This window comes from Candidatus Binataceae bacterium (assembly GCA_036495685.1).
In the GTDB taxonomy this organism is placed as follows: Bacteria; Desulfobacterota; Binatia; order Binatales; family Binataceae; genus JAFAHS01.
Window position 1 is genome coordinate 1 of sequence record DASXMJ010000241.1, and the last position, 12,408, is coordinate 12,408.

Annotated in this window: 12 protein-coding genes; 3 read left to right on the forward strand and 9 right to left on the reverse strand. The window is 61.7% G+C overall.

What is annotated here, in order from left to right:
• Positions 1–46: 46 nt before the first annotated feature.
• Genes VGI36_21575 through VGI36_21590 form a run of 4 tightly spaced genes read right to left on the reverse strand, consistent with a single transcriptional unit; the run spans position 47 to position 4,194 of the window.
• Positions 47–781: a helix-turn-helix domain-containing protein gene (locus tag VGI36_21575; GenBank protein ID HEY2487741.1), complete on the reverse strand. Its 735-nt coding sequence runs from the start codon at positions 779–781 to the stop codon at positions 47–49.
• Positions 778–1,299, reverse strand: a complete 522-nt coding sequence (locus VGI36_21580) for a UGSC family (seleno)protein (GenBank protein HEY2487742.1) — start codon at positions 1,297–1,299, stop codon at positions 778–780. Before VGI36_21580 ends, VGI36_21575 begins: the two co-directional genes overlap by 4 nt.
• Complete coding sequence (locus VGI36_21585; GenBank protein HEY2487743.1) at positions 1,296–2,897, reverse strand: redoxin domain-containing protein; 1,602 nt, start codon at positions 2,895–2,897, stop codon at positions 1,296–1,298. Before VGI36_21585 ends, VGI36_21580 begins: the two co-directional genes overlap by 4 nt.
• A 10-nt stretch (positions 2,898–2,907) precedes the next feature.
• Positions 2,908–4,194, reverse strand: a complete 1,287-nt coding sequence (locus VGI36_21590; GenBank protein HEY2487744.1) for a kelch repeat-containing protein — start codon at positions 4,192–4,194, stop codon at positions 2,908–2,910.
• Between the two features lie 402 nt (positions 4,195–4,596).
• Here VGI36_21590 and VGI36_21595 point away from each other — a divergent pair, with 402 nt between their 5' ends.
• Complete coding sequence (locus tag VGI36_21595) at positions 4,597–5,022, forward strand: SRPBCC domain-containing protein (GenBank protein ID HEY2487745.1); 426 nt, start codon at positions 4,597–4,599, stop codon at positions 5,020–5,022.
• A gap of 59 nt (positions 5,023–5,081) precedes the next feature.
• On the opposite strand, the gene VGI36_21600 is transcribed toward VGI36_21595, so the two are convergent.
• Positions 5,082–5,984, reverse strand: a complete 903-nt coding sequence (locus VGI36_21600; GenBank protein ID HEY2487746.1) for a PhzF family phenazine biosynthesis protein — start codon at positions 5,982–5,984, stop codon at positions 5,082–5,084.
• Positions 5,985–6,067: 83 nt separating this feature from the next.
• On the opposite strand from VGI36_21600, the gene VGI36_21605 reads away from it, so the two are divergent.
• Positions 6,068–6,760 carry a class I SAM-dependent methyltransferase gene (locus VGI36_21605; GenBank protein HEY2487747.1) on the forward strand — a complete coding sequence of 231 codons (693 nt, stop codon included), beginning with the start codon at positions 6,068–6,070 and terminating at the stop codon, positions 6,758–6,760.
• A gap of 237 nt (positions 6,761–6,997) precedes the next feature.
• Here VGI36_21605 and VGI36_21610 read toward each other — a convergent pair whose 3' ends face one another.
• The 4 genes from VGI36_21610 to zwf all read right to left on the reverse strand — a co-directional run bounded on the left by VGI36_21610 (position 6,998) and on the right by zwf (position 11,811).
• Positions 6,998–8,233, reverse strand: a complete 1,236-nt coding sequence (locus VGI36_21610) for an acetyl-CoA acetyltransferase (GenBank protein ID HEY2487748.1) — start codon at positions 8,231–8,233, stop codon at positions 6,998–7,000.
• 24 nt (positions 8,234–8,257) lie between these two features.
• Positions 8,258–9,547 (reverse strand): 3-hydroxyacyl-CoA dehydrogenase family protein, encoded by a 1,290-nt coding sequence (locus tag VGI36_21615; GenBank protein HEY2487749.1) that lies wholly within the window; start codon positions 9,545–9,547, stop codon positions 8,258–8,260.
• Between the two features lie 416 nt (positions 9,548–9,963).
• On the reverse strand, positions 9,964–10,287 hold the full coding sequence (locus VGI36_21620) for a hypothetical protein (protein HEY2487750.1): 324 nt from the start codon (positions 10,285–10,287) through the stop codon (positions 9,964–9,966).
• Between the two features lie 3 nt (positions 10,288–10,290).
• On the reverse strand, positions 10,291–11,811 hold the full coding sequence (zwf, locus tag VGI36_21625; GenBank protein ID HEY2487751.1) for a glucose-6-phosphate dehydrogenase: 1,521 nt from the start codon (positions 11,809–11,811) through the stop codon (positions 10,291–10,293).
• Between the two features lie 146 nt (positions 11,812–11,957).
• Between zwf and VGI36_21630 the strand changes: the two genes are divergently transcribed.
• Positions 11,958–12,398, forward strand: coding sequence for a VanZ family protein (locus VGI36_21630; protein ID HEY2487752.1), 441 nt, complete (start codon positions 11,958–11,960; stop codon positions 12,396–12,398).
• Positions 12,399–12,408: the final 10 nt, after the last annotated feature.

Sequence of the window (12,408 nt, forward strand, 5' to 3'; positions counted from 1 at the left end):
GCGATTATTGCTGACGGGTGTGGTTGCTCCTTGAACAAAGCGGACATCAATCGCGCATCAGCATCCGAGGGGAGGATCCCGCCAGGCTTGCACATTCCCGGCTCAAATGAGCTTGGTCCGCGTAGCCGGCCTCCGCGGCGAGCGTTGCCAGCCCCCGACCCTTGCGAAATGCACCCGCAAGCCGCAGAAAGTGTTGAAAACGCATAACACGTTCAAACCGCTTTGGTCCGTAGCCGACCGCCGCCACAAAGCGGCGACGCAATTGCCGGCCGCTGATTGGGAGGCTCCACCCTGCCTGGCCCGCGCAGCTCATGCCAAGTGCAATCCGCCGCTGAATCTCCAGCACGGTGAGGCGGACGGCAGGGTCGGGCGGCGGCGAAGCTCGCCGCAGGGTCGCTTCTTCGAGCGCCGCGATGATCTGTGCATCACAGCGCGCGGCATCCAATCGCTCCGTAAGCGAGCGTGACGCATCGTGTGGCCAGCAATCGCTCAACGGCACACAGCGATCGACCAACAAGGAAACTGGTGTAGCGAGAATCTGGGCCGCGACCCCTGGCAGGAAGCGGATTCCCGCCAATGCGGTCCCGGGTGGGACCGCCGAGGGTCGTGAGGTGGTATCGGGACCGGCAATCCATGGTCGCGAGCCGGGCGCCCAGACAATATCGACGCAACCATCGGGAAGAACGCCGCGCGGGTCCCTCTGGGCGGTGGCGACCCATACGCACGCAACCCGGTTGCGTAGCTCGGGGCGCGACGTAAATTCCCGATACCGCGGTCTCACTTCTTCAGCGCGTCGATTACCTGCTCGACGATGGCGTCGGCCTTGGCACGCATTTCGTCGTCGGTTGCATCCTGAATCGGATGCGGCACGAAGACTCGCCGCACTTCGGGTAGTCCGAGTGCAGCCGCTTGCTTTTCGGCGGCATCGACAAATACGTCGGAAGCGATCATCACTGCGGGCTTGCGATTAACTTCGAACCATACCGAGTCGTGCACACTGCACGTCGTGCACGACCCTCAATCGGCTAGCGCTTCGATGACGAAGTCGCTTTCCTCCGCGATACGGCGGCGCAGATCTTCCGGCGCCGGCTTGGTGAAGGTCGGTTTGCGGTAGCGTTTGATTTCTACCGCGGGCAGGCGCTTACCGAGATGCTCGGCCAAGCGATTCATCAGCACGTCGCCGCGCGGCTTGGCGATATCAAGCATCGCGATGCGGCCTCTGATCTGCCCGGAGCGTTCGGCGAGCGTGCGCCTTATGGGCACGCGCTCATCGGTGGGATCAACGATTACCTGCTTCATGGCAGCTCCTCGATTCGGCGGCTCACGCTGGATGAGCCCATCGGTCCGGAAACCCATCCGGCGAACACGGCGGAGAACTTCCCGCCTTCACCACCCGCCACGATAATATTGATATTCCCGGCGGAGCGAAACTTGGGAACCTTCTGCTCGAGCTGCTCGGGGGTAGGGTCTTTCAGGCCAAAGGCCTTAAGCGGCATCCCTTCGCCGCTCTCCGCGTCCGGCAGCAGTTCCCGTAGCGGGCGTGCTGTGATTTCCTGAATTCGATTGCGCACCTGCGCTTTGCTCCATTCGTCGCGTGCGATGGTATCGGCGTGCTCCGGTGAAATCACCAGGAGCACCTCACCGGAACCATGCTGCTTCGGATGCCAGCAAGCTTCCAGCCCTAGGCCGAGAGAGCCCACCAGCGCGCGAGCCGTGCGCGAGGTTTGATCCGCGATCTGCCGCGAGCCCGCTTCCAGCCCGAAGACCGTCACCACGCTTTCGTCCTTCTGGAAGCCGCGCTCGACGTGCAGCGGCTCCCACGGGCTGCGCTCTTCCCATTCTGCGAAGCAGGTGGTGAATTTGCCGATCGCTCCAAGGGCGGAGCGCTCGATATCACCGGGCCGTGAGCCGCCCACGTTGCGCAGCACCAGCTTTACCGCGCGGCCGATGGTCGCGTTGGGTCGACTGCCATAGCCGAGCGCCATGATTCCCATATTCATGCCGAGCCGGCGGCGAATTGGTCCATTGACGATAATCACCGGGGTTGCGCCCCAGGTGGTGGCCATCACGCCGTGGATGTTGAAGGTATCGGTGCAGACCGCTTCGAGCGCGGCGATCGCTACCGGCAGATAAGCGGGACGGCAGCCCGCCATTACCGCGTTGACGGCGACCTTTTCGACGGTCAGGGGCGCCATATTTGGCGCCACCGTCGCGATGACTTCGCGCGGGTCGCGCCGCGTGCCGGTGAGCATCCACGCCACCCGCTCGGGCGTCGGTGGAACCACCGGCAGTCCGTCGGTGAGGCCGCGCTCGAACATAAATTCGAACACGTCCTCACCATCACCCAGCTCGATGCGACGGGCCTGCATGCGCTCGCCGCGCGCCTCGGCTTCAAGCCGTTCGGCAATTCCGGGTTCGACCGCCTTGGAACCGCATCCCGCCCGCCACTCGGGCAGGGCTATCCAATCGATGTGTGGCTCGGGCAATTCGGTCATTTGCGCAAGCTGGCTTGCGAGCGATCGCCAGTCGCTCCGAACAAAACCGGCGAAACTCTGCAAGGTATTGCCGGCCCCATCGGCGAGGAAGACCATCGGGACGGTATCGAAGCCGTAGGCGAACGACACGCGCAGGGCGGAATCGTCGAGCAGCGGGCAGGTGAGCGAATGGCGCTGGGCGAGTATGCGATTTCCCGCGGCCTCCTGACCGATCGCGAGCACCGCGACTTTGGAACCGAAAGCGCGGTGAAATGCCTCGATCAGCGGCATCGCAATTGCGCAGGTGGGGCAGTCTTCCTTGACGAAACAGAGCATTGCGGCTCGGCCCCCGGGGAACGCGTGTGGCGTCCCGGAGAGATCATTCAGGGAAAAATCTGGCAATTGCCTGGATGGTTCGCTCATGGCTCACGCCTCATTCGGTTGCACCAATCAAGCTTTTCGCACTCCCCGGCGGAGTTGAACCCGCGCCGCGCGTGACGAAACGATGCGCCCTCGAATCGTAAAACTCGACCGACGCCGTGACCAGACTGTTCCCGTCCACTCCGCCAGCGACCAGAACGTTGCCGTCCGGCAGCAGGGTCGAGGAATTCTGCAGCCGCGCCACATGCATGGGCGCAACCCCGCTGAAACCGTTGGTGCCGGGTAGAAAGACCTCGGCATCGGCCATCCCCGCGACGACCGGCCCCTGGATCTTCCAGCCACTGGTGACCAGCACGCTGCCATCCTGCAATTTGACCAGGCGCGGAAGATAGTGGGGAGCCTGCAGATTTCCGGTCAAAACGAAGCTGCCCGATTCCGGATCGTAAGTTTCCGCGGTGTTCAAAGGCGCCAAAGAGTTGAGGTTGAGCGTACCCGGGCCGAACGAGGTGAGAACCTTGCCGCTTTTGCCGCCCACGATCAGCGCGCGCCCATCGTTGAGCAGAAGAGCTGCTGCGCCGACTCGATCGTTTTTCATAGGGGCAGGCACCCGACTGAATTGCTTAAGCTCCGGACTATAGGTTTCCGCGCTCTGGTAGACGATGTACCCGCCCGGCATGTCAGCGCGGCCTCCGCCCGCGATCAGCACCTGGCCGCTGCGGAGCAACACGGCTACATGCGCCACGCGCGGCACCGTCATGTGGCCGGCGAAGTGCCAGGCGCCCGAGCGGGGATCATAGATCTCCGCTGAATCGAGAGTGTGGACTCCGTTGTCACTTCCTCCGGCTACCAGTACTCGACCGTCGCGCAGGAGGGTTGCGGTGTGGCCCTCGCGGGGCGTTTGCATCGAGCCGGTCGCGGCGAAGGTGCCTGCGACGGGATCGTACAATTCAGCGCTGGATAGCTCGGCGCGAAATCCTACGTTCTGCACGCCGCCCGCCAGCAAGACGCGTCCATCGTTCAGGAGCGTTGCGGTCGCACCTTGGCGCGCCACCGTCATCGACCCGGTTGCGATGAAAGATTGTGTGTTGGGATCGTAAATCTCGGCGCTCGAGGTAACTCCGCCGACATTGCCGTTGGTGGTACCACCCGCGATCAGCACACGACCGTCCTGTAGTGCAGCCGCGGACTGGTCAGCCCGCGGTGTGGTCATCGCCAGTTCCTCGACACGCTGGCCCTGCTTATTGGTGACGTAGGCGGGCTGCTCGGCGATTTCGCCACCTGCGCATGAAACCAGCAGAAGGGCGGCCAGCGTCGCGCCCCATTGACGCCGCCCGTTCACGAGAAACTCCACGCTCGTAAAGTCATAGGACTGACCGGCGGAATAATAGGCCGCTTCTGCTGCGGTTGAAAGGCGGAGTTGCCGCGCTCCCAGGCGCCGCAATCGGATAGCGGCTGGCCGCCGCAGACCGCAGAACGCCGGCTGGCGTGGCCTTGGCGGAAAGGTCTTGACCAATCAGGAAGCCGTGCTTGGCACGACGAACTACCTTTCGCCCTCAGTTCTCCGAACAACGTCCGTGGGAAATGCTTCGACCGGCTTGATTGGCACTTCTCTTTAAAGGGATTCAGCTTATCCGGCGAGCATGGCCAGCACCCCGCTTCGTCACATGAAGGTGTTGACAACATGTAACCATGGGGTTACATGTTGCATCACCAGATCCGCCGGCAAAACGGAGACATCCCGATGACAGTAAGGAAATCGGTGACTGTGAAACGCCCCCTCGCAGACGCGTTCAGCTTGTTTACGGAGCAAATCGGTTCATGGTGGCCCTTGAAGGAAGGGTTTTCCTTCGGGGGTGAGCGGGCCAAGGAAATCTACCTGGAAACCCGACAGGGTGGCCGCTTTTATGAGCGTTTCACCGATGGCGAGGAGTACGTAGTCGGGCACGTCACGGCGTGCGAGCCGCCGCGTCGAATCGTATTCACCTGGGAGGACCCAGACTGGGAGGGTCCGACTGAGGTCGAAATCCGGTTCGCAGTGGAAGGCAACGGGACGCGAGTGGAGGTGGAGCACCGCGGCTGGGAAGTCGGGCCCAAGGCAACCGCGGCAGGCAAGAGTTACGACGGCGGATGGGATTTCGTGTTGGGCAAGTACACCGCCGCCGCGTGAGCATGATTAAAAATGCTGCGAGCTTGGGACGTTTCTCTGTTCAAAATAGAAGAGGGAAGCTAGAGGCGCATTTGACCCTCGCCCACGATCTTGCAGCGTCCCCCGACCCTTGTCGATGGGCCGTCGCTGGTACTGTTCAGCACTTCGACGGTTATTTCACTGCGGCGGCCCATCTCCATTCCTTGAATTACCCGAAAGTGCGTGCGCGCGGTGGACCCAATCACGCCGTGAGCGCGCAGGTATGCGCCCAGGGGCGCGGCCGCGCTGCCGGTCGCTGGATCTTCGGCGATTCCGTCCGTATGCGGAGCGAACATTCGCGCACGCACCGACCGCGTCGGTGATCCTTCGCAAACGAAGAGGTACACCGGCAGCATTCTTGGAGTGCCCTCGAAAAGCGTGTGTAGGGCCGACGGGTTGGAGACGCAACGCTTAAGAGCGTCGACCGAACTGAGCGGAACCAACAGAAACGGGTTTCCGGTAGAAACCGCCTCGATTGGTAGATCGCCGCGCACATCGACGGTATCGATTCCCAGACCGGCGGCAATGCGATCGCGGTCGCTGCGCCGCTCGCCAAACTCCGCCGGCCGGTGCGACATCCATATAAAGGAGGGGTTTCGCGCGTTCCCTTCGATGGTAATAATCGTGTCGCCCACCCCAAGGCGCAGGATAGCCTCTCCCATTCCCAGTTCCCCGCGAGATGCCAGCACCCACGCAGTACCAACCGTAGGATGTCCGGCCATTGGAATCTCCCGGCGCGGAGTGAAGATTCGGACTCGAACGGGGGCGGGGCGGCGTGGCGCGGGAATTACGAAGGTCGACTCGCTGAAATTCATCTCGCGGGCCAGGGTCTGCATCTGGGCGGCCTTGAGCCTGCCGGCATTATGAAACACCGCGAGCTGATTTCCGCGGAAGGGATGCGAACTGAACACATCGACCAAAGTAAACGGGATACGACTTGCCATCGCCCCATCGTAAGCCAACCGCCTCAGCCAGGCAGCACAGGTCTTGCCTTTGCTGGCCCTCGAGATGGCGTATTATCGCCAACATGCCTTCCGATGTCCCGGAGATCATTATCCCGACACGCGAGGGCTATGACCGCTGGTCGGAGGTCTACGACAGCGACGGCAATCCGCTCGTTGCCCTCGAAGAGCCCGAGGTGATCCGGATGGTAGGAGAGGTGCGCGGGCTGAGAGTAGCGGACATTGGTACAGGAACCGGCCGCCACGCCGTGCGCTTTGCGAGCGCCGGTGCACGAGTGGTCGGTCTTGATTTTTCCCTTGGAATGATGGGTCGCGCACGCGCCAAACCGAACGCCGATCGGATCCAATTCATCTGCGCCAATTGCTTGCGGTTACCCCTGCCGGGCTCGTCCTTCGATCGGGTCATTTCCGGCCTGGTTGCCGAGCACGTTCCCGCCTTGGAGCCATATCTCGCGGAACTCGGCAGAATCTGCCACCGGAGCGGCTTCATCGTCGTGACGACGCTCCACCCCGTGATGAACCTTGAGGGTGTCCGGGCGCGCTTTGACGATCCTTTGACCGGAGCCAAGGTGTATCCGGCCGGACGCGATTATAGGATTTCCGATTTCGTGATGGCCGCAAAGCAAACCGGCCTGGTCTTTGACGAGATGGTCGAGCGCGCGATGACGGCGGAAATTGCGGCTACGCTTCCCCGCGCCCGGCGCTACGTCAACTGGCCGATGCTGCTAGCGATGCGCCTCTCGCACGCTTCGAAATAGACGGACGCTCGCTGGGTCGGTCCGTGGGTTCAGTTTCGCGCTCCGGAGCTTAAACAATGCCGGGCGCTTTTTACGGCAGCGGGGTGGAGGCCCGCGAGCGGGCGCAGATTGGCGGGTCTGGTAAAACCTGCGTTCGTGCGACCGGTTAACCGCACGCTCAAGACGATGTTCGGGTCTTGAAGAGAAACGGCGCCCTGTTTCCCGAGCCGCTGCTTGTGTTGCTCCGATGTTCTCGGCTTACTTGCCAACTACGAACGCGCAACTGGTCGTGCCGCTGCCACCGATGTTCAGCATCGCGAACGTCTTCGCGTCTTCAACCTGATACTCACCAGCTTGATGCGTAATCTGGCGCCAGCAATCCAGCATCTGGCGTACGCCCGTCGCTCCTACCGGATGGCCTGCACCGATCAATCCCCCGGAAGGGTTGATCGGGCACTTGCCTCCCAGTTCGATGACGCCGCCCTCGACCGCCTTCCACGATTCACCGGGTTTGGTCAGTCCGAAATGATCGATCGCCATATATTCCGAGGTGGTGAAGCAATCGTGTGTTTCAATCCCCGAGAGCTGTTCCACGCCGGCAACTCCCGCGCGCCGGAACGCATCGAGAATCGCCTGCCTGGTATGCGGGAGCACATACGGGTTGTCCTTGCTCTCGGCAACCTTCGCAGCGAATTCGAGGGGAGCGGTGTGATGTCCCCAGCCGAGAATCCTGGGAATATCGTCGAGGCTCTGGTTGTTGCGCTCGGCCCATTGGCTGGCGAACTTTTCCGAGGCGAGAAACAACGCGACGCCGCCATCCGTGACCTGCGAACAATCGCTCACCTTGATCCGTCCGCCGATAACGGTATTGAACTTGGATTGCTGCTGGGCATGGCTCTCGCTCATGAACCAGTTACGGGTCTGCGCGTTGGGATTGCGCTTGGCGTTCGAATAGTTCACCGCCGAAATGTGCGCGAGGTGTTCGTCCTTGAGCCCAAAGCGCTTGTCATACTCGTCGCCCAGGCGGCCGAACAGCTTGGGAAATGGAAACTCGATACCCTTCGCCTCGCGCTCGTACCATGCCGCGGTGCCGAGGTAGTCGCCGCCGGTCGTGGAGTCGACGGTTTTCATCTGCTCGACGCCGGTAACGCAGGCGAGATCGTAGCGACCGGCCTCGATCTCTGCGGAAGCGGCGAGAATTGCGATCGAGCCCGATGCGCAAGCGGCCTCATGGCGGGAGGTCGGTAATCCGCTAAACGCCGGATCGATTTCCACGAAGAATGCACCGACATGGCCCTGCTTGGCATACAGCTCGGCGGCAAAGTTTCCTACGTGAGCGGTCTGGATTTCTTTGGGCTCGATCTTCTGAGCTTCCAGCGCGCCCAGCACCGCCTCTCGCATCATGGCGACGAAGTGCTTGCCTTCCTTGGACCAATTGCGGGCGAAGTCGGTCTGCGCTCCTCCCAGGATATAAACCGGCGCGGATTTTGCCATCGCGATAACTCCTTGAAGGCCGAGCTAGCCGACCAGGGTCCGGCCGTAGTCGAGCACGCCTCCTCCAAACATTCTAGCACCGTCGCTGGCAGCTTGCTCCAGGCAGGCCGGCACGCGCAGCTTCAAGTCCGAGAGCATTTTGATCGTCGCGCGCGCACCCAGCAGATCAACCAACGCGGTGGGGGGCGCCCAGTTGAATCCGAAGCTCATGATGGTATCGACGTCGCGCGGTGTCTCCGCGACCTCACCCACGCGACTCAAGCCGTAGCTCACGTAGCCCAGCACCACGCGTCGGCACAGGTCCGCATCCGCACCCTTTGCCTCACGCAAAGCCGCCATCGCTTCGGCGTATTTGCCGACCCGGTTGAGGGATTTCATTTTCTCCACGAACTCGATCGGCGTCGGTTTCTTAAGCGGCCCATGCGATCCGGTCCTGGGATCGAGGGCGAGCGTTTCGGTACCCTGCCGCTTGTAGAATCCACCTTGTTCGGGTGTCTTGTCGCCGAGTCTGCCTTCCCGAATTCCGCGTTCCATGAAAGCGGGCAGCTCGAAATAGATGTGCGCTTCGTCCTCGCAATTCTGATGAACGTTGTCGACGATCGCCCTGTGAACGTCCCATCCGACCAGGTCGACCGTAGCCAGCGGAGCCATCGCCCGTCCGGTGTGCGGTCCGATCAGGTAGTCCATGTATGCAACCCCGCGCTCGCTCGCCAACTGCGCGACCTCGTTCAAGACCTTGAAGCCGACCCGATTGCCGACGAAGGCCGGACGATCTTTGGTCACGATGACCTTGCGGCCGAGCCTCGAGCCCAGCATCCTGACGGTGGACTTGACGATTGCAGATTCGGTCTCGGTACCGGGAATGACTTCGGTTCCGACAATCACGTTCGGTGGATTGAAGAAATGAATTCCGAGGAAATGTTTGCGAAACGAATCGCTGCGCCCGCCCGCCATTTCTGCAATTGAGAGTCCCGAGGATCCGGTCGCGACGATCGCGTCGTCGCGGCGGTGCCGGTCGACCAGTTCCAGGTAGTGGCGCTTGAGCGCCAGGTCTTCAGCCAGCGATTCGAAAATCAGATCGGCCTCGGCGATGGTGCGCCCGAGGTCGTTATCATACGTTCCGATCTCCATCCGCTCCGCGACCGCCTCGGCGCGGGCTGCGTTCTGTGCGGCGTCGAGGCCGGCCTCGGCTTTGTCACGTTCGCGGGCCAGCATCACAACGCGGAACCCCGCGCCCGCAAAGACTTCACCCGCGCCGGCGCCCATCGTCCCGTTGGCGCCGAGTATCACCACTCTCTGGATCTTGTCAGCCAAGCAAAATTTCCTCTTCGGCGAAAATTAGCCGCTCCGCGCGGTCGAGGTCCGAGCTTCCCGCCCAGGCACTCGCAACGAACCGTCGCGGGCCGCTCAACCGACAATCACGCAATCGCAGCGGCTTGGTCGCTTGCACCGACCAGCACAAGCGCTGGCTGGAGATTAACCAAGCGGATGTGCCTGCGCCACCCTTCGCCTGCTAAACCTAACCATTGTTCGAACGAATGCACGGCCTTAGTACCTTAAAGTTACATTAGACGGCGGCCGAGGCGGTCCTGAAGGAAAAAGTGCTAGCGCCCAGCGGGACAAGATCAGCGAGAATCGCGAACGAATTGGCTGGCGGTGCCGCAAACTTGAGAGAGCGCTTTCTCGTACACCCCGAGACGGTCATGAACCCGGCTCATTGAGCTGTTCGGCTACGGAAGGCCCATCTCCGCGCGGAGGAAATCCTTCACGCCGTCGGCGCCGCTTAATGCGACCGTCACCGGGCCATCTCCAGCCGCCAGTTCAATTGTGAAATTCAAAAACGGACAGCATCGCCGCTCGAGCGCGATCCACTCGGCAAGCGCGGGGAGATCCAGCTTGGCCGCGTCCACGCGGAGCTCGAATCCGTGGTCGACTTCCGCGCGATCGACAATTGCCTGTGCCAACGCGCCGACCAGCGTGCGGCGCCGTTCGCGCTCTGCCGGGGTTAGCGCGTTCAGATCGCACGCGATCGGAATCTCCGCTCGCCTGCCCATAGATCAGGGTTGGTACCATTGGCGGGCGATCGCGCCAATGAGCCGCTCCGCTCCCACCGGTCCCCAGCTTCCCGCGGGATATTCTTCGATCGGGACTTGCGTCTCATCGCTCCACGCGTCGAGGATGCCTTGCACGAATTGCCACGAGGTTTGCACGTACTCGGCGCTGGGGAACAACGTGTGATCGCCCTCCATCACATCGAGCAACAGGCGTTCGTAAGCATCAGGCGAGGAATCGGCACCGAACTCGGTCGAATAGCTAAGATTCATCCGGACCGGTTTGAGCGAGACATCGAGCCCCGGATGCTTGGATACCACGTCAAAGGAAAACCCTTCGTCGGGCTGGATGCGCAGAGTCAGGAGGTTGGCATCGATGTTCCCGCCGCGGTTGAACAAAATCCGCGGCACCTCCTTGAACTGCACCACGATTGAGCTGGCGCGGCGCTTGAGGCTCTTGCCGGTGCGCAGGAAAAACGGCACACCTGACCATCGCCAGTTGTCAATTGCCATCCTGAGCGCGACGTAAGTCTCGGTGCGCGAGTCGGGCGCGACCCCCTTTTCCGCCAGGTAACCGGGCACCTCGGCGTTACCGGCGCGGCCGGGTGCGTAGCGAGCGCGTACCGTGAGGTCGCGCGCGGCGGCGCCGGCAATCGGCCGCAAAGCGCGCATGACGTTCAGTTTCGCTTCGCGCACATCCGCCGCGTTGAGGGTGACCGGCGCTTCCATCGTTAGGGTCGCGAGCAGTTGCAGAAGATGATTCTGCACCATGTCACGCAATGCGCCGGAATGGTCGTAGTAACCCGCGCGCGTGCCCACCCCTTCCGCTTCGGCCACGGTAATCTGCACGTGATCGACGTTGCGGTTGCCCCAGAGTCGCTCGAATATCGAGTTTGCGAAGCGTAGCACCAGCAGGTTCTGCACGGTTTCCTTGCCGAGGTAGTGATCGATGCGGAAGATCTGCGACTCGGCCATATGCGCGTGCAAGGTGCGATTTATCTCCATGGCGCTGGCCAAGTCGTGGCCAATCGGTTTTTCGACCACCACGCGAGTGAACTGCTTGCCATCGGGCGCGGCGAGCAGCTTCTGCGCCGCCAAGCGTGCGATGCAATCGTTGAAGGCTTCCGGCGGGATCGACAGATAATAAACCCGATTGGGAGGTATGTTCCGCTCGCGCTCGATCTGTTCCAGCCGTTCGCGCAGACGTTGGAACCCTTGGGGCTGGTCGAGTCCGGACTGGTAGTAAAGGCCGTTAGCGAATGCGCTCCAGCAGGTTTCGTCGACCTTGAGCCGGGAATATTTCTCGACCGCCTCGCGCGCACCGCTGCGAAAATTGTCCTGCGATAGCTGCGATCGTGCGAACCCGAGGACCGCGCTCTGCGGCGGCATCAGCCCCTGCCCGCAATGAACCAGGTTGTACAGCGAGGGAAGCAATTTGCGCCGTGCGAGGTCTCCCGAGGCGCCGAATATCACCACCGTGCAGGGTGGAGCGGGGCGGGAACTCTGGATAGTCAGTTTTTCTTCCACTTTATCAATGTTACTACGCAGCCCCGGTGAAGCTATGTATGGACCGAGTCCATGAGAGGATGATATTTTGCTTAAGTTGTTTCTCGCCGTCAGTATGTTTCATTGTCCGCGTCCCGCGACAAAACGGCGAAACGCCGAGACGCTCGATGAGTGAACGGGTAGTTGCGATTGAACCGCCGCAGCCCTCGCGATTGCGCGAATGGATGCCGATCTTCATCTGGGCGGTGGTGATTTTCACCTTCTCCACCTCAGGGTTTTCCGCGGACAGCACCGCACGAGTAATCTCACCTGTCCTCAGGTCGCTGTTTCCGGGCATCTCGCTGACCGCGCTGGATCTCGCCAACAGTCTGATTCGCAAAGCCGCTCATTTTACCGAGTACGGAATCCTGTTCTGGCTGCTCATCAGGGGTCCGTTGAAGGGTCGGCCCTTGCTGGCGATGGCGCTGTGCGTGGGTTACGCGCTGACTGATGAAGGCCACCAGCTGTTCGTGGTGGGACGCACGGCATCGATATACGATGTCGCACTCGATTCAACTGGCGCGATGTTCGGTGGCTTCCTGTTCGCGGCGGTCAGCGAAATCCTATAACCGACAGAGA

Bases quoted from the DNA above. Each gene is read 5' to 3' on its own strand.
- VGI36_21630 (HEY2487752.1), top strand. From the start codon at position 11,958: ATGAGTGAACGGGTAGTTGCGATTGAACCGCCGCAGCCCTCGCGATTG.
- VGI36_21600 (HEY2487746.1), bottom strand. From the start codon at position 5,984: ATGGCAAGTCGTATCCCGTTTACTTTGGTCGATGTGTTCAGTTCGCAT.
- VGI36_21605 (HEY2487747.1), top strand. From the start codon at position 6,068: ATGCCTTCCGATGTCCCGGAGATCATTATCCCGACACGCGAGGGCTAT.
- VGI36_21620 (HEY2487750.1), bottom strand. From the start codon at position 10,287: ATGGGCAGGCGAGCGGAGATTCCGATCGCGTGCGATCTGAACGCGCTA.
- VGI36_21585 (HEY2487743.1), bottom strand. From the start codon at position 2,897: ATGAGCGAACCATCCAGGCAATTGCCAGATTTTTCCCTGAATGATCTC.
- VGI36_21595 (HEY2487745.1), top strand. From the start codon at position 4,597: ATGACAGTAAGGAAATCGGTGACTGTGAAACGCCCCCTCGCAGACGCG.
- VGI36_21610 (HEY2487748.1), bottom strand. From the start codon at position 8,233: ATGGCAAAATCCGCGCCGGTTTATATCCTGGGAGGAGCGCAGACCGAC.